The following is a 16,182-nucleotide window of genomic DNA, read 5'->3' on the forward strand; positions in this document are numbered from 1 at the left end:
GCGAAAAATAACGATGAATAGAAGAGAAGCGGTACAGCGCCTGGGGATTCTCGCCGGCGGGATCTGGTTGATGAAATCCTGTTCTTTAGATTCTAATGGCGCAAGCATAGAACTGGATAACTATAAGATGACAAAGCAACTAGAGGAAGTATTGTCTGCAGTCGTGCAGACAATACTTCCTTTAGACGGACAAGAGCCTGAAGAAATTAGAAACTTACACCTGTTTGTGATGAAGATGGTTGATGATTGCCATGATCAGACTGAACAACAGGTTTTTACAGATTCACTGGCAGATCTGGTCAAAGGTGAGTGGCACCCGCAGGCAAAACCCTTTATTTCAGCTCCTGCGGAAGAGCGGAAGAGAATGGTCGAATTGCTCAATAGACTGGATGACAATCAAATAAAAAAATGTTATGAAATCATCAAACGCCGAACAATCCAGGGGTATAACAATTCCGCTTATTTGATGAAGACCAAGGGCACCTACGAATTGATTCCTGGTCGGTACAATGGTTATGCTAAAGTGTAAATATAAAAGAGCAGCAAAATAAATGAAAGATAAAGATAATGTATTTGACGCCATCGTTATTGGCTCAGGTATCAGCGGTGGATGGGCGGTAAAGGAGCTGGCAGAGGCCGGTTTAAAGACCCTGGTATTGGAGCGGGGGAGAGATGTCAAACATGTGAAGGACTACCCGACGACCAATAAATATCCATTTGAATTTGAGCATCGTCTGGAGTTACCCCTAACCCTTCGTGCCGAAAATCCGATTGTCAGTAAATGTTATGCGTTTAATGAAGATTCGGCACATTTTTTTGTGAAAGATAAGGAGCATCCCTATAAGCAGCAGAAGCCATTTGATTGGATAAGAGGCTATCAGGTTGGTGGGAAATCCCTACTCTGGGCTCGTCAGACGCAACGATGGAGCGATTTTGACTTCGAAGGACCTTCACGGGACGGTTTCGCCGTTGACTGGCCTATTCGTTATAAAGATCTGGCCCCGTGGTATGACCATGTGGAGAAATTTGTGGGCATTTCGGGAAACCGTGACGGTATCGCCGCCATCCCCGATGGCATATTTCAGCCCGCATTTCCGCTGAATGCTGTCGAAGAATATTTTAAGAAAGTGCTACAGGAAAAATATACCGACCGTCATGTGGTCAGTGCCCGTTGCGCGCACCTTTCCAAACCCGAGCCTATTCATATCGCTCAGGGGCGTGTAAAATGTCAACATCGAACACTCTGTCAGCGCGGATGTCCTTTTGGCGGCTATTTCAGTTCGAATGCGGTCACTTTACCCTGGGCCGAGAAAACAGGAAAGATGACCCTGAGGCCTTTTTCCGTTGTAGAGTCGATCATTTATGATGAACAGACTCAAAGAGCTAAAGGCGTGCGCATCGTGGATGCCATCACGAAAGAAAGTTTTGAATATTACGCTAAAATCATCTTTGTTAATGCCGGTGCCATTAATACGAATCTGATCCTTCTCAACTCAAAGTCCAAGCGTTTTCCCAATGGCTTGGGTAATGACAGTGGCGTGCTGGGACAATATGTTGCATTTCATAATTACAGTACGCGAGTATACGCAGATTATGATGGCGAGCTGAATGCCTATAAAATAGATGGTAGAAACCCCGCCGGAGGTGGATATATGCCTCGGTTTAGAAATTTGCACCGGCAGGAAACAAACTTTTTAAGAGGTTATGCGACTGGTTTTGGCGCTTCTCGTTCCACTTATCAGGACACCTCGTCTACCGGAAGAGATCTGCGGGATAACCTGTTGAATCCAAAACTGGGACATTGGTGGGTAGGTGCCCAGATGATGGGTGAAACCATACCAAAGAGCGAAAATAGGGTATATCTCGATGGAAATGATAAAGATGCCTGGGGTGTCCCATTGCTTAATATAGCCATCGGTTATGACGATAATGACGATAAAATGTCCCGGGATTTTGTTGAACAGTTTACGGAGATGTATGAAAAGGCAGGGTTTATTAATATTCATTCTTCAACGGATAAGCAGGCTCCCGGGCTGGATATTCATGAAATGGGAGGTGTTCGCATGGGACGAGATCCCAAGAGCTCGCTGCTAAATGAATGGAATCAGATGCATGCCTGCAAAAATGTATTCATCACGGATGGAGCTTGCATGATCTCCACATCAACTCAGAATCCTTCACTCACCTTTATGGCTATGACAGCACGGGCAGTAGATTATGCGTTGGGCGAAATGAAAAAAGGCAACCTGTAGTCATTTGACATCATGCCATTTTTTCATATTTCAGCAACTGCCCAAACTGGATGTGGTCTATCCACAGTCACTATATATCCCACAGTCCAAGAATATTAATTGTATTATATTTCATTTTAAAGCCCCGTATGACATCAGTTATTTGGGGCTTTATTATAAAATTTTTATTATCGCGTCTGACCTGTTCGCTCTGTATGATAGGCTTTCTATTTTCCTCTTTTCTGTTTTACCAGTACGACCCAATCATCTTGCACGCTTTTGGTGCCCACCAATAATAGCGCATCATCGATTGACAATAAATCATCTTCCCAAAGTGGCGTTATGCTGGATCTAGCGAGCAATTGTTCAAGACTGCCTTTCAGGGGTCTATAGGCCTACTCACCAAATTTTCGCCACAAGTAGGTGAATCCTCACGCTTCAAATAGCTGAGTATCTTTTCGTTCATAGGTTCTGTCTTGTAATAAACAGAACCCCCGTCATCTTGTTTAAGCCGACGGTCGACTATAAATTATATCACTGACAATGAATGTGATAAAAATTAAATCAATCTAACATCTTGATTGTTTGCTAATAATATTAGTAATTTTGAAAACAGCAACTACCAAAATCAAAAGGCACAATACAGGGCTTTTGATACAATTGAAAAACATGGAGAGGAGGATAGTACATTGTGATCTATATACATTCTTTGTATCAGTCGAGCGCTTGCAGAACAGCAAGCTCATCGGCGTACCCGTGCTCATCGGAGGAAGTAGTGACCGTGGGATAGTTGCATCTTGTTCCTATCAGACCGATCTCTTTGACGATAGCGCCGAGGAGGTCAACCTTATGCAGGCCATGGACAAGATCCGGAAACGCTATGGGGCCGAATTTGATGAGGGCCATTTGTGCGCCGCTGCCGCAGAAAGGAGGGGAGCATGCTCTTAAATCTACATAGCTACTTTAGTTTGCGCTTTGGTACCCTCAGCCTGCAGGATCTCGTCTCAGGAATGCTGGCCGGGGGCTATGATACCGCCGTGCTTACCGATATCAATAACAGTTCGGGCTCGCTTGACTTTATTAAATTGGGCCGCGCGGCAGGACTCAACCTGCTTGCAGGAATGGAGTTTCGCGACGGCGATCAGCTCTGTTTCATTGCCATCGCCAAGAACGAACAGGGTTTTCGCGAGATCAACGAATACCGCACCAAGCTCAACATGGAAAATCGCCCTACACCGGAGCGATCACCAGACTTTGAGCAGGTGTTTGTGATCTATCCCTTTAGCAAACTCAATGCCTTTCCGCTGCGGGACTATGAATACATCGGCATCCGACCCAGCGAGCGTACCCGTGCGCAGCTGATGGACCGCAAGGTGCTCGATCGCTGTGTGATACTCGCACCAGTCAGTTTCCGAAAGGCCGACTATACCTTACATCGCCAACTAAGGGCCATTGACAATAATCTGCTGATTTCGCAGCTCGGCAATGAGCAGATCGCTGCGGAAGACGAAGTATTTATCCCCCGGGTCAAGCTCATGCGCTTATTTTCCGACTTGCCACAAGTGCTGGCCAATACCAACCGCATACTGGGCCAGTGTTCTTTCAGCTTTGATTTTACCAGCGTCAAGAATAAAGCAACCTTTACCGGCAATCGCTACAACGATAAGCAGCTCCTGTACAAATATTGTATGGATGGCTTTGCCAGACGCTATGGCCGCAATGATCGCATCGCCAGCGAACGTATCCAGCGGGAGCTCGAGATTATCGAAAACCTGCGGTTCTCTAGTTATTTCCTGATTACCGACGACATCTGCCGCTATGCACGTGGACGCAATTTTCATTATGTAGGCCGTGGATCGGGGGCCAATTCTGCAGTGGCTTATTGCTTGGGGATTACCGATGTTGACCCCATTGCCCTTAAGCTTCCCTTTGAGCGTTTTCTCAATCCCAAGCGCAAGAGTCCGCCCGATTTTGATGTAGATTTTAGCTGGAATGAACGCGACGAGATGTACGACTATATCTTTAATCGTTACCAGACAGGCCATACGGCTCTCATGGGCGCCATGAGCACTTTTCGCTCACGGAGTATCCTACGTGAATTGGGTAAAGTATATGGCTTGCCCAAGGCCGAGATCGACCGCCTGGTGCATGAGCCCGAGCATATGCTCAACAAGAATGAAGTGACCAATACCATTCTGAGCGTGTACAACCGGATGGCCGATTTCCCGAACCAGCGGACGATTCATGCCAGTGGGGTGCTCATCTCGGAAGAACCGCTTACCTGTTATTCAGCGATGGACAATCCGCCAAAAGGATTGCCTACTATGCAATTTGATATGTATGTGGCCGAAGATATCGGTTTTGAAAAGTTCGATATTCTTTCGCAACGAGGTATCGGCCATATCAAAGATTGCCGCACCATTGTGCGGGAAAACTTGGGTGTGGTCATTGATACCGATAATCCCAAGCGATTTTTTCAGGATGCCCATATCGCAGCGCAATTAAAATCAGCTAATACCATCGGCTGTTTCTATATCGAGAGTCCGGCGATGCGGCAGTTGCTCACCAAGTTACGTTGCGATGATTACCTGACTTTAGTGGCCGCCTCATCGATTATTCGGCCCGGTGTGGCCAGTTCGGGTATGATGGGCGAATACATCCGTCGGCATCACGATCCGACAACGGTCGTTTATCCACACCCCGTGTTTAAGGAGCAGCTCGAAGAGACCTATGGCGTGATGGTGTATCAGGAAGATGTGATGAAGATCGCCAATGCCTATGGTGGGCTCGATATGGCCGATGCAGATGTGCTGCGGCGCATGATGTCGGGTAAATATCGTAGCAAAGACCACCTGATCGAAATAGAGGATAAGTTTTTTTCCAACTGTAAGGCCAAGGGTTATGACGAGAAGATCAGCCGCGAGATCTGGCGGCAGATGGAAAGCTTTGCGGGCTATTCCTTTAACAAGGCCCATTCAGCATCCTTTGCGGTAGAGAGTTATCAGAGTCTTTTTCTCAAGACCTATTATCCACTGGAGTTTATGGTTGCGGTGCTCAACAATTATGGTGGGTTTTACAACCGCAAGGTTTATGTCAATGAAGCGCGTATTTCTGGAGGGAATATCTGCCTACCCTGTGTGAATCAATCGGTCTTTAACACCTCTATCCAGGGCAAAGATATTTATCTGGGTTTTGACTGCCTGCTTAATTTTGAAGGGAAACTGGCCCATCGCATCATCGAGGAGCGCGAAGCCAATGGCAGGTACAGTAGTCTGGAAAACTTTGTCAAAAGAACGCAGGCCGGTATTGAGCAGGTCGTTATCTTGATCCGTGTCGGCGCCTTGCGCTTTACGGGAACAGGGAAGAAGCAATTACTCTGGGAAGCACATCTGATGATGAGCAAGCATAAGCCTGTGGCGGTCGGCATGGCCCTGTTTGAGACCGAGAGCCGCAAGCCTATTCTGCCGCCATTGGAAGAAGATATCTTGGAGGACTATTACGATGAAATGGAGCTGATTGGCTTCTGCGTCACGGGGACGCTTTTCGACCTCACCAAAAGCGATTACCGGGGCGATATGCCCGCTACCGAACTTCATCTGCATGAAGGAAAAATAGTCCGTGTCGTAGGGGATTTTGTCTGTGAGAAATTTGTGAAGACCAAGCGTGGGGACCTGATGAAATTCGGTACTTTCCTTGATGCCGAGGGGCGTTTTTTTGATACCGTACACTTTCCGCAAACGTTGGTAAAATACCCACTCCGTGGTGCGGGAATCTATCTGGTTGAAGGCAAAGTCGTTTTAGAATATGGTTGCCCTTCCATTGAGGTGATCCGTTGTGCTAAGATGCCTTTAAAGCCCGATCCGAGGAGTGAGTAAGGTGGACATGACCTTCTTGATCGGGGACCTAGTTTTAATTCATATACAGGATAATATTTTAATGCTAAAAATATTAGTATTTAAATATGTATTTACTTATATTTGCATTGTTAACCAATTTAAAAACAATGTATTATGAGTGAGTTAAAACAATCGAAATATATCGATATCACGACAGATTATGGCTTTAAAAAAGTTTTCGGATCAGATACCAATAAAGATCTTCTCATTGCTTTCTTAAACGAACTTTTTAGAGGTCGCAAGGTTATTGCTGACCTTTATTATAACAAAAATGAACATGTCGGGGATACAGAGGATATCGGTACCGTTATTTTTGATCTGACCTGTACGGCAGACAATGGGGAACGGTTTATTATTGAAGTGCAGCGCACGTCTCAGGTTAATTTGAAAAAGCGCATGCTATACTACAGTAGTAAATTGATTGCAGACCAAGCACCCAAAGGAAACCGAAGGGCTTGGAATTATGAAATTAGTGAAGTCTATATCATTGTGTTGATGGATGGATTTGCAATGCCTGATGCGGGGGAGGAGAAGTATTTTTTGCACGATATTTGTTTATGTTATCGAGATCATGGTAAAATATTTTATGGGGATCTAGGCTTTATATATATAGAATTGGTTAACTTTGTTAAAGCTGAGGCAGAGTTAGTTAATGATTTAGATCGTTGGCTTTACGTACTCAAAAATATGTCTTCGCTAAATGGACTTTCCACTTATTTGCGTAAGCCTATTTTTGAAAAGTTATTTCAGTTAGCAGAGTATAGCAAACTAAAACCGGAGGAACGAGAGATGTACAACGTAAGTTTAAGAAATAAATGGGATGCGGAGAGTATCCGAAGTAGTCAAGAAGAGCTATTGAAACGAGCGCGCGAAAAAGCAATGGCTGAAGGAAAAGCAGAAGGAAAAGCAGAAGGAAAAGCAGAAGGAAAAGCAGAGGGAGAAGCTAAAGGGAAATCAGATGTAATAAAAAACCTTTTGTCTCTGAATAAGTTTTCGAATTCGGAAATTGCCGAATTAGCGGACGTCACTTTAGAGTTTGTAAAGCAGATCGAGGCAGAGAAGGCTAAAAGAAAATAAAACGGATTGCAATATAAGATTTTAAGGCCACTTGGATATTGTCTAAGCGGCCTTTTTTGTGATATAAACTCTATTTTAGTGCTATGCTGTACAACCCCTTTGAACAAGTCACCAAAAATTCTTTTCGCGAGCTCGTCGAGTCCGGCTATTTCGACTTTGTGCTGCAGCGTTTTGAGTGGCCCGATGTTAAGGAGAAAACAGGCTTTCTACTCACGCCTTATGATGACAAGGAAAGCGCCGATCAGCATGCCCATCAACTGGGGGCAAAGGAGGGAAGAGCCCTGCAGCTGCCGCAAGATGCAGATAAGATTGAAAGCCTGCTAGCAACAGGATCAGGCTATCGTATTTTTCTCAACCGTATCAAGGAAGAGAACTGGGACAAGCGCATGCTTAAGCTCTATGAGAAAAATATTGTCAATTACCTGCGTACCAAGACCAGGTTTAATTGGAAGCAGATAGAAAAAATATACAAACACATAGACGAATAGTGATGAAATACTTTTTAAGTCTTATCCTTTTGGCAGCAACGACTTTTATTAAGGCCCAAATAAAGCTGGATCAGAAAGACCTCAATAATTTAACCTCAATAATTTAATAGCTATTGCTGAACTCTATTCCTATAATACAGATGCAAGATGAGCTAAATTTGCCAAATCAATTGACTCATTACGGACACCTAAGCTGAATCATATCGTTGATGCTTTAATTGCACTTGGTAAAAGCGATAATACAATTTTGGAGACACGCTTTCTTGCAAGACCAAATGACGAAGAGTTGATATTGTGGTATGCCATCCGCGAAATCCATTACAATAGGACAAACGAAAAAAGTCAAGGCAAGGCCAGTTATAGCTGTAGCAAATGAAGTACTTTCCAAGCAGATTGATAGTCGATGGTTGCTCGATAACTATTACTATCGTATCCATGGTGGTATATCTTCACTATTTAATGAAGCAAATCTGAGTAAGTACGATTTCAATATAGAGAGTTTGGGATTTAAGGACGAAACTGAAAAGGCAATCTTTTTTTTGAATGTGATGGATGCTTTGGTTGGACCACGCTTCAAAGTTCTACAGATGATGAAAAACAATAAAAAGATACTTGAGTTTTGCGACAAGCTTCCAAAGTTTAATGGCAAGAAATATTTCTACTTTAAGAACTTTGATTATGCAGACTTTGATTGGATTGGATACGATAAAAAAGTAGCATACAATGGATGGCACATTGGAGAATTTTACAGCACATTGATTGCACAGTTTAGTGCATCTGGTGAAGTAAAGGACAAGAAAAGGATGCAAGAAATTTATTTCAATTCTATTTTACACGAGCCAAAATATTTTAAATTCACGGAATCTAAAGATGAGTTACAATCATTCTATGACAAATCCAAATAAATGACTCTTCTGACAAGCAATGCGCAGCGAAAACAGTTCGAGCGATGAAAGGTCCAACATAAACATATCGACCGATACTCCGATTTTAATTGTTATCTATGCTGAATAAATCTTTTTGAGGACGCTCGATTGAAATTCAATTTTCCCTTTCAAAATACGATGATAGAAATTATAATATATAATGCTTTGATTGTTGTTAAGCTACGCAATATATCTGCGTACTTTTATATTCCTGTGTAAGCTTCAATTTTTTTAGAAAATTATCTGCCTGATAATAAGTAGTCTAACACTGTTTTTATTCTCTTTTTTTAATGCGCAAAAAGGCTTCAGTGGCACAATCGAGCTTTGTGTTAATGGAAATTAAAAAAGCACGAAGAAATGAAAGCACATATCATCAAGAAGCTCATGGAGGTAGAGGCGGACGAAGGAATACGTATACTTTTTGCCTGTGAGTCAGGAAGCCGAGGTTGGGGATTTCCGTCAATCGACAGTGATTACGACGTTCGGTTTATTTATATAAGAAAACCGGAAGACTATAGCCGTTTGTTTCCGCTGCCTACCGAAATGCGATTTCCGATAATCGATGACCTTGATATAGCAGGTTGGGATCTGTTTAAAGTACTCACATTACTGTATAAGAGCAATGTGAGCCCATTTGAATGGATCCAGTCACCCGTGGTCTACTACGAGTTTGACGGATTCAAGACAAGTTTTAGGATAATGATGGAAAATTATTTTAACGCACGTAGGCACGCCCATCATTATTTAGGGATTGTCCGTAGTAAATTAGAAGATCTTCAACGGGAAACGATGAAGCTCAAGAGCTTATTTTATATCCTACGATCTTTACTTGCAGCAGATTGGTGTATTACCTATCGTAGTTATGCGCCCATGACATTGGCAGGACTATCCGTATTATTGCCTGATGTTATTAAAATCGAAGCGATGGAATTGCAGCAGTTGAAGGGGCAGGTAGATGAAGGGTTTATATACAGCTGTTCAGCGACCATAAGGGGTTATATTGAAACAAAGTAAATACATTTAGAGCATCAAGTAAAACAGGTACCCGTATCCGTATCGGATAAAGAAGGACTGGAGAATTACTTTAAAACTATATTAAGATGACTATAGACGAACTTCGAAAGAACGGGCTGATCCTGTTTGAGGCCGTTGTGGGCAGCCGGGCATATGGATTGGCCACAGCATCTTCCGATACCGATATCAGGGGAGTATTTTATCTGCCTTTGGAATCTTACTTGGGCGGTCAATATATTGCCCAAGTGGCTAATACCAGCAATGATGAAGTGTATTATGAGCTAGGACGTTTCGTCGAACTCCTTTCAAAGAGTAACCCGACTGTATTGGAGCTTTTGGCTAGTCCTGCCAATTGCATCGTATACCAAGATCCAATCATGGAGCAATTTAAAATGCAGGATTTTATTACGCGAGAGGCTGCTATGACCTTTGCGCAATACGCCATGGTACAGGTGCGGAAGGCAAAAGGATTGAATAAGAAAATCAACAATCCAATGGATCGTGAACGTAAAAGTTTGCTGGATTTCTGCTTTATCATAGCTGGCAATGGTAGTTTACCGTTAATAGCATGGTTAAGCAGCCGGCAGTTGAAACAGGAAAACTGTGGTTTAATAAAGATCGAACATGCAAAGGGAATGTATGTCCTCTATTATGATCAGACCCAGACTTTGGGTTATAAAGGTATAGTTGCTACACTAGATAGTACTGAGGTTTCCTGCAGTTCTACTCGCAGGGAAGAAACACTTTGTGCATACCTCTTTGTTAATCACGAAGCTTATTCTTCTTATTGCAAGGCTTATAATGAATATTTTAGCTGGGTGTCAGCACGCAATGAGGCACGCTTTGAGGGGACAATGAACCACGAGCAAGGCTATGATGCCAAAAATATGATGCATACCATCCGTCTATTGCAACAGGCAAAAGAGATTTTATGCAAAAGAGAACTACAGGTACAACGTTCCAATAGAGAAGAACTGTTAGGTATCAAGGATGGCGCCTATAGCTACGATGAACTTTTTGTCTGGTCGCACACGCTCTTCGAGGAAGTTCAAGAGCTCTGCTTGCACAGTTTACTCCCGGCAGTGCCGGATCAGGATAAGCTGAGGCAGCAATTGGTGGACATGCGTAAGCATCTTTATCATGTTAAGATTTAATTCTTCATGCCAAGGGGCAGTTACTATTGGAGAAGTAAACTTGATGAAGATTTTTCAAAATATCTAAAAATGACCACTCCGCTAATAAAAACCATTGACCTCGGAGGTGGCATTGCAGTTGACCAGTCTAATCCAGATGCCTATAATTGCCATTATTATACATTTAGTAAAACAGATAAAAGTGCAATAACTGGAACGTTAGCATCTGATGGGAATCCACTTTGGGTAGTGTCAATAAATATCAAGGAAGCAAATTTCATTCAGGTCACAAGCAATGTCAAAGTTGGAGATATTGTACGCTATCAAGCTCCTTACAATGGAGGGCGGGGCTTTCACATTCTGGTATAGTTTCTGGAGTTGATGCACAAGAATTTGCTAGGGAAATAACAAGTAAAATGGTTGAGTATGAAATCATAACGTATCACCCTTCGAGTTATGGGCCAACAAATACCACCTTCCAATCTGGCGGGCAAACTTAGTTGTCCAGAATCTATTATAGAAGAAGATAAAAACACAAAATTGAAAAATCATGAAAAAGAAATATATATTAATAATTACAATACTTTTATCCTATATATCGGTTGTATTTTCACAAGGAATTGTATATCACAGACTAAAATGAACTGATACCTATTTTTAGGTAGGTTTATTCACTAATCATGTCCCATTGACTAAAATTAATAAAAATGGGATATACACTGATCCTTATAATTCATTTATATAATCCACATTGACAATAAGGAAAGACAGTCTAAAATATTTTGTAGGGTTTACAGCAAAGGTGGCAAATCACTGCTGCAAATTCAAAGGCATCAATATAGGTGGATATACAATAAAGAGTCAAATCACGACTTTTTCATCCTGAAAAATTAGAAATTAGCGATAGCTTTTGCAAGTGTAAGCAAATTCTTTATATTTGCAATATACTTGACTAATCAAGTATATTGCAAATATACAATGAAAGAAATAAGTACAATTCTGAATGTTTTAAAAGTTCAATCTGTCATTACGAAAAAGTTTGACGGTTTAAGTCTTCATGGTATTAGCCTTACTGACTATATGATCCTCTATATTTTAAATAATGCACCTGGTAATCGTTTAAAAAGAATTGATCTTGCTGAGAACATTGGTTTAACCGCCTCTGGCATTACGCGGATTATTTTACCAATGGAAAAAATAGGACTTGTAGAGAAAGAAAACAGCGATCGGGATGCCAGGGTGAGTTATGTAAAACTCACTTCTACCGGAGAAAAAATTTTTGCAGAGGCGACCACTACAGCAGAATACATATCCAAAAAGTTATTAGAAGGAATTGTAACGGAAAACTTAGATGTTTTCGCAGGACAATTGAAAATCTTAGGGGGTGATCTTTAAATTAAAATGAACATGGACAAAAAGTACAGAAAGAAATTAAACGCTGAGTTTTTAGAGATGAAACCGTTAATGGGAGTATTGACTATTCTGAATAATGCAGAAAATAAAATATTTATCAAAGAGGGTATAGATTTAAGATCACTTTCCAACAGAATCCGGTTTGAACTGAACAACGGGCTATTTGATAACAGGAACTTACAGTCCGATTGGATCCGGCTAGGAGAGGAGAGTTTCGTTTTTGAAAATGCAATCATTGTTCCATGGGAAGAGAACAAAATCATAGACTATAAAAAGAGGGTGCAAAAAGTTAAAAATGATCTGCAAGAAGAGCAAAGTAAATTAAAAAATATATATTGATATGGAAAACAAAACCTATTTATATCCAACTTACGAAGCCGGGCGGGATCTTATGTTAAAAAATATTCAAGGGTCAATTGTAAATTTAAATCTGATACGTTTAAAGAAAATTGCTGACTATTCCGAGTTTTCTGAAATTGCACCTGCCAGCGAAATTTCAGGTTATGAAGCTTTTATGCGCTATATTAACCTTGCCAAACCTTTTCTAGAGCAGGGTGGTGGACAGATTCTTTTCGTTGGAAAAGGAGACCACTTTTTGATAGGTCCTCCGGACGAACACTGGGATATCTGTATGCTGGTTAGACAAAGAAGTGTATCAGACTTTTTTGCTTTCGAGCAGAATCCGGATTATATGAAGATTACGGGCCATCGCTCAGCTGCTATATTGGATTCCAGACTTTTACCTTTAGAAATTGCATTGTAATTTATGGGATATATTGACCTAAAAAATGCTACCATCTATTATGAAACATTCGGCGTAGAAAACAAGGAGACCATTGTACTGGTTAGTGGGCTGAATACCCAGATGACCCGTTGGGAAGCACCGTTTCTTAAGATGCTTTCAGAGGAAGGGTTTCGTGTAATCTGTTTTGATAATAGGGATTGTGGAAAAAGTACTTTTAAAACAAGTGACCCTAATGATACAATCAATTTTTCGCTGAACGATTTTCTGCAGCATCCAGAAAAATATCCTGTCCCTTATTCTTTATTGGATATGGCGGATGATATAAAAGATTTGCTCCATTCACTTGCCATTCGTAGCGCACATATCGTAGGGCGGTCGATGGGAGGCATCATTGCACAGTTATTTGCATCACGGTATCCGGCAATGACTCAGACACTGAATTTATTGATGTCTTCAAGCTTTAATCCTGCTCTTCCGAAGGCAGATGACGCATTGATAGGCAAAATGACAAACAGCACTGCAAATTTTCACGATAATAAGCAAGCTCATATAAATGAAAAAGTTGATTTTATGAAAGCTATTTATGGAAATAAATATAATTTTAATGAAGAAAAAGAACGTTGGTTAATTATCGAAGACGAAAGCCGAAAGTCTCCGTTCGTTAGGCCTTTTCGTCAGATGATTGCCCTGCTGAGTTATCAATATGATTCAAATGTTCTTAGTAGTCTCCATGTACCCACATTGACGATACATGGAGATGAAGATCCGTTATTTAATATGGAACATGCTGTTGATTTAAAAAATACTATTCCTTACTGTGAGCTGATCATAAAAAGAGGAATGGGACACGCTATCCCGGATTCACTGTTTCCGTCACTGGTGAAAGACATTTCAAATTTTATTGCTAAAACTGGATGAAAAGTCATGATCAAAATGTAAGTAGCAATGGTGAAATATATGGTTTTGGAGTCCATTGCCATTGATCATGAGATCTGTCAATAAACCCTATTCCCGGCCAGGGAAGGTGAGATGCACAAATTAGCAATTTTTGCTCATTACATTTTTCCAATATATTTTTTCGGACGTTGATCCCCAAAGAAAAATCGATATCCCATTGTGTCCCCCAAACCGGATTAGAGATCAGCACAGGGCTATGAACCAGATCAACCAGATGCGTAATGGATAGCTTACCCGAATAAACCGTAAATATGATGTGTCCGGGAGTATGTCCTGGAGCTGCCTGCGTTTTAATACAGGAAAATAATTCGTCACCTGCATCAAATATTTCTAAACGGTGGCTAATGGCCCCTAATATCTGCTTAACCAGTGAAACAGAACCATGACCAAACTCAGGCCTCCGGCTGTTGGGGAAATTCGGCTCCTGCGCAAACCAGAATTCCAGTTCAGTCCGTGAAATATAGAATCTTGCATTTGGAAATACCAGACTATCATTTTCGGTTAATATGCCCCCAATGTGATCCCGGTGAGCATGCGTTATCAGTACATCGGAAATATCATTGGCTCCGAATCCGGCACTTTTCAGACTGTGTAATAATTTTCCTGCATTTTTTTTATCATAAAAGCCTTCTCCTGTATCTACTAGTATTAATTGCTCATTCTTTCGGATAAGCATCACATTAATAGGAGCTTCATAGATATCGGCAGGTAAATGCAGTCGGCTTAGCTCTTTTTGAAGATCTGCAGGTGCTGCATCCGTTGCAATAATGGGTTGATATGGTCCTATATCAAAATATCCATCGGAAAGAATATAGATTTCCAGGTTATCAAATGGAATCTTAAGGTGACTGTAGTTTGTTTGCATATTTACTAGAGTACTGCGATTAAATTAGCATTTGGTCTTGTTTAAAAAAGGAAATATTCGTGGTGCTAATCCAGCCAAAACATGTCCCATTTCTGGAATGGTTATTATGGTAAAGTCTGTCACAATATGTTGCAATCTCCTGGCAATTTTCTGGGTAGAGCGTATTACATCCTGCTCTCCGCCGATGAGTAACACAGGCATTGTCAAACGGCTGAGCTCATCATCTGAAAAAATATATTCCTTTTCTATCCTCGCATTAAAGTTGGTTTGTATTAAATCCATAAATGAAATAATCTTACTGTCCACAGGCTGGCTTCCCAAGACCAGTCTATTGATCCTGACACGTCCATTTTTTCCAAAAAAGGAATAAAGTAGGGCCTTTATGATAAATGTTGTTTTGGTCGGAACTATTCCTGCAGGTGCCAGTAAAATCAGCTGGTCAACTAGTTCAGGATAACTTGTTGCGAAACGCAATGCCAACCATCCCCCTTGCGATAATCCGACTATATTTGCCTTGCTGATATTGAGCCTGTCGAAAACCTCTTTTAACCATTCTGCGAAATCTGTCGTTTGGTAAGAAGGTCTGGTTTCTGCGCTTTTTCCCGCCTCTCCGATAACGTCTATTGCTATGACTTTATATTGTTTTGAATATTCTGCAATGTCCGATAACCATGACGTTGCATTAGAAGATGCGCCATGCAATAAGATGATAATTTCTTGATGTTGACTTCCGGCCTCCAAAAAATGAGTGTCCCCAAAAGTTGTTTTCAATACACCGGTTTTCAAATGCAAAGGCGTATTTTTTATGGCATAGTCGTAGGCATGCATAATTTTATTTTTTCCTTCAGGATTTTTAAAGATTGATTTATTCATGATGATTTTTATGAGGTTGTAATTCAGTAATATATTAACGTCCTGTTGCTTTATCGCCTCTTAAAGTCATGACCGTACTTGTTATCATAGCGGCTTTTTTACCGTCGCTACGAAAAATTCCGCATTGATAATGGCTTAAGTTTTTTCCACTATGTAAGGGTGATGCTTTGGCAGTGAGTATATCCTCAAAAACAGGCCGGTAAAAATTGATTTTCAATTCCACGGAAGTAAACGTTTCGCCTTCCTGAATGAGGGTTGAATGTGCGGTTCCGATGGCTGCGTCTGCCAGTTCACAAAGCAGGCCACCGTGAATGGTTCCCTGTTGGTTACTGTGCAGTTCTTTTCTAGTATTGATCTGTACGGTCGCTGTACCTAAACCAACTTCTATAATGTTTATGCCCAATGTTTTTGATATTGGTGTCGGGTAATGCATATGCGTATGTATTTCGTCGGTAATTTCCCTTTTTATCAATTTATTTAGGTAATCTAATATCGATAATTTTGTCATATACGGTGTTATTATATTTATATAAATAAACCAATCGGTCTTTTTATTAATAAAAA

The 16,182-nt window shown here is 41.2% G+C and carries 17 protein-coding genes; 14 read left to right on the forward strand and 3 right to left on the reverse strand.

What is annotated here, in order from left to right; genetic code table 11:
• Positions 1-13 precede the first annotated feature (13 nt).
• From HMAT_RS02760 to HMAT_RS02825, 14 genes are all read left to right on the forward strand, one after another.
• Positions 14-529, forward strand: a complete 516-nt coding sequence (locus HMAT_RS02760) for a gluconate 2-dehydrogenase subunit 3 family protein (protein WP_158655571.1) — start codon at positions 14-16, stop codon at positions 527-529.
• Positions 530-551: 22 nt separating this feature from the next.
• The gene (locus tag HMAT_RS02765; protein ID WP_104381275.1) at positions 552-2,252 is read left to right on the forward strand and encodes a GMC oxidoreductase; all 1,701 of its coding nucleotides are present in this window, start codon (positions 552-554) and stop codon (positions 2,250-2,252) included.
• A gap of 648 nt (positions 2,253-2,900) precedes the next feature.
• Positions 2,901-3,179 carry a hypothetical protein gene (locus HMAT_RS02770; protein WP_104383274.1) on the forward strand — a complete coding sequence of 93 codons (279 nt, stop codon included), beginning with the start codon at positions 2,901-2,903 and terminating at the stop codon, positions 3,177-3,179.
• A complete protein-coding gene (locus tag HMAT_RS02775) occupies positions 3,170-6,106 on the forward strand; it encodes a DNA polymerase III subunit alpha (protein WP_104381276.1) in 2,937 nt (978 codons plus the stop codon). Before HMAT_RS02770 ends, HMAT_RS02775 begins: the two co-directional genes overlap by 10 nt.
• 135 nt (positions 6,107-6,241) lie before the next feature.
• Positions 6,242-7,204, forward strand: coding sequence for an Rpn family recombination-promoting nuclease/putative transposase (locus HMAT_RS02780; protein ID WP_104381277.1), 963 nt, complete (start codon positions 6,242-6,244; stop codon positions 7,202-7,204).
• A gap of 83 nt (positions 7,205-7,287) precedes the next feature.
• Positions 7,288-7,692, forward strand: coding sequence for a hypothetical protein (locus HMAT_RS02785; protein WP_104381278.1), 405 nt, complete (start codon positions 7,288-7,290; stop codon positions 7,690-7,692).
• Between the two features lie 299 nt (positions 7,693-7,991).
• Positions 7,992-8,597, forward strand: coding sequence for a hypothetical protein (locus tag HMAT_RS02790; RefSeq protein WP_104381279.1), 606 nt, complete (start codon positions 7,992-7,994; stop codon positions 8,595-8,597).
• 378 nt (positions 8,598-8,975) lie between these two features.
• A complete protein-coding gene (locus HMAT_RS02795; RefSeq protein WP_104381280.1) occupies positions 8,976-9,632 on the forward strand; it encodes a nucleotidyltransferase domain-containing protein in 657 nt (218 codons plus the stop codon).
• 86 nt (positions 9,633-9,718) lie between these two features.
• Positions 9,719-10,786 (forward strand): DNA polymerase beta superfamily protein, encoded by a 1,068-nt coding sequence (locus HMAT_RS02800; RefSeq protein WP_104381281.1) that lies wholly within the window; start codon positions 9,719-9,721, stop codon positions 10,784-10,786.
• 69 nt (positions 10,787-10,855) lie between these two features.
• Positions 10,856-11,134 carry a hypothetical protein gene (locus HMAT_RS02805; RefSeq protein ID WP_158655572.1) on the forward strand — a complete coding sequence of 93 codons (279 nt, stop codon included), beginning with the start codon at positions 10,856-10,858 and terminating at the stop codon, positions 11,132-11,134.
• Between the two features lie 609 nt (positions 11,135-11,743).
• Positions 11,744-12,160, forward strand: coding sequence for a MarR family winged helix-turn-helix transcriptional regulator (locus HMAT_RS02810; RefSeq protein ID WP_104381283.1), 417 nt, complete (start codon positions 11,744-11,746; stop codon positions 12,158-12,160).
• Positions 12,161-12,172: 12 nt separating this feature from the next.
• Entirely contained in the window at positions 12,173-12,517 is a 345-nt protein-coding gene (locus tag HMAT_RS02815; protein WP_158655573.1) for a GIY-YIG nuclease family protein, read from the forward strand.
• A 1-nt stretch (position 12,518) separates the two neighbouring features.
• Positions 12,519-12,941, forward strand: a complete 423-nt coding sequence (locus tag HMAT_RS02820; protein WP_104381285.1) for a DUF1330 domain-containing protein — start codon at positions 12,519-12,521, stop codon at positions 12,939-12,941.
• A 3-nt stretch (positions 12,942-12,944) separates the two neighbouring features.
• On the forward strand, positions 12,945-13,841 hold the full coding sequence (locus HMAT_RS02825; RefSeq protein WP_104381286.1) for an alpha/beta fold hydrolase: 897 nt from the start codon (positions 12,945-12,947) through the stop codon (positions 13,839-13,841).
• Between the two features lie 10 nt (positions 13,842-13,851).
• Here HMAT_RS02825 and HMAT_RS02830 read toward each other — a convergent pair whose 3' ends face one another.
• Genes HMAT_RS02830 through HMAT_RS02840 form a run of 3 tightly spaced genes read right to left on the reverse strand, consistent with a single transcriptional unit; the run spans position 13,852 to position 16,126 of the window.
• On the reverse strand, positions 13,852-14,745 hold the full coding sequence (locus HMAT_RS02830; RefSeq protein WP_104381287.1) for an MBL fold metallo-hydrolase: 894 nt from the start codon (positions 14,743-14,745) through the stop codon (positions 13,852-13,854).
• 24 nt (positions 14,746-14,769) lie between these two features.
• Entirely contained in the window at positions 14,770-15,618 is an 849-nt protein-coding gene (locus tag HMAT_RS02835) for an alpha/beta fold hydrolase (protein ID WP_104381288.1), read from the reverse strand.
• A 34-nt stretch (positions 15,619-15,652) separates the two neighbouring features.
• Complete coding sequence (locus HMAT_RS02840; RefSeq protein ID WP_104381289.1) at positions 15,653-16,126, reverse strand: PaaI family thioesterase; 474 nt, start codon at positions 16,124-16,126, stop codon at positions 15,653-15,655.
• Positions 16,127-16,182: the final 56 nt, after the last annotated feature.

This window comes from Sphingobacterium sp. HMA12 (genome assembly GCF_002933815.1).
In the GTDB taxonomy this organism is placed as follows: Bacteria; Bacteroidota; Bacteroidia; order Sphingobacteriales; family Sphingobacteriaceae; genus Sphingobacterium.

What these genes read in the sequence shown, in the direction of transcription:
- HMAT_RS02770 (WP_104383274.1), top strand. Translation starts at nt 2,901, where the DNA reads ATGGAGAGGAGGATAGTACATTGTGATCTATATACATTCTTTGTATCA.
- HMAT_RS02795 (WP_104381280.1), top strand. Translation starts at nt 8,976, where the DNA reads ATGAAAGCACATATCATCAAGAAGCTCATGGAGGTAGAGGCGGACGAA.
- HMAT_RS02765 (WP_104381275.1), top strand. Translation starts at nt 552, where the DNA reads ATGAAAGATAAAGATAATGTATTTGACGCCATCGTTATTGGCTCAGGT.
- HMAT_RS02825 (WP_104381286.1), top strand. Translation starts at nt 12,945, where the DNA reads ATGGGATATATTGACCTAAAAAATGCTACCATCTATTATGAAACATTC.
- HMAT_RS02805 (WP_158655572.1), top strand. Translation starts at nt 10,856, where the DNA reads ATGACCACTCCGCTAATAAAAACCATTGACCTCGGAGGTGGCATTGCA.
- HMAT_RS02780 (WP_104381277.1), top strand. Translation starts at nt 6,242, where the DNA reads ATGAGTGAGTTAAAACAATCGAAATATATCGATATCACGACAGATTAT.
- HMAT_RS02815 (WP_158655573.1), top strand. Translation starts at nt 12,173, where the DNA reads ATGGACAAAAAGTACAGAAAGAAATTAAACGCTGAGTTTTTAGAGATG.
- HMAT_RS02785 (WP_104381278.1), top strand. Translation starts at nt 7,288, where the DNA reads ATGCTGTACAACCCCTTTGAACAAGTCACCAAAAATTCTTTTCGCGAG.
- HMAT_RS02835 (WP_104381288.1), bottom strand. Translation starts at nt 15,618, where the DNA reads ATGAATAAATCAATCTTTAAAAATCCTGAAGGAAAAAATAAAATTATG.
- HMAT_RS02760 (WP_158655571.1), top strand. Translation starts at nt 14, where the DNA reads ATGAATAGAAGAGAAGCGGTACAGCGCCTGGGGATTCTCGCCGGCGGG.
- HMAT_RS02800 (WP_104381281.1), top strand. Translation starts at nt 9,719, where the DNA reads ATGACTATAGACGAACTTCGAAAGAACGGGCTGATCCTGTTTGAGGCC.
- HMAT_RS02840 (WP_104381289.1), bottom strand. Translation starts at nt 16,126, where the DNA reads ATGACAAAATTATCGATATTAGATTACCTAAATAAATTGATAAAAAGG.
- HMAT_RS02790 (WP_104381279.1), top strand. Translation starts at nt 7,992, where the DNA reads ATGCCATCCGCGAAATCCATTACAATAGGACAAACGAAAAAAGTCAAG.
- HMAT_RS02775 (WP_104381276.1), top strand. Translation starts at nt 3,170, where the DNA reads ATGCTCTTAAATCTACATAGCTACTTTAGTTTGCGCTTTGGTACCCTC.
- HMAT_RS02830 (WP_104381287.1), bottom strand. Translation starts at nt 14,745, where the DNA reads ATGCAAACAAACTACAGTCACCTTAAGATTCCATTTGATAACCTGGAA.
- HMAT_RS02810 (WP_104381283.1), top strand. Translation starts at nt 11,744, where the DNA reads ATGAAAGAAATAAGTACAATTCTGAATGTTTTAAAAGTTCAATCTGTC.
- HMAT_RS02820 (WP_104381285.1), top strand. Translation starts at nt 12,519, where the DNA reads ATGGAAAACAAAACCTATTTATATCCAACTTACGAAGCCGGGCGGGAT.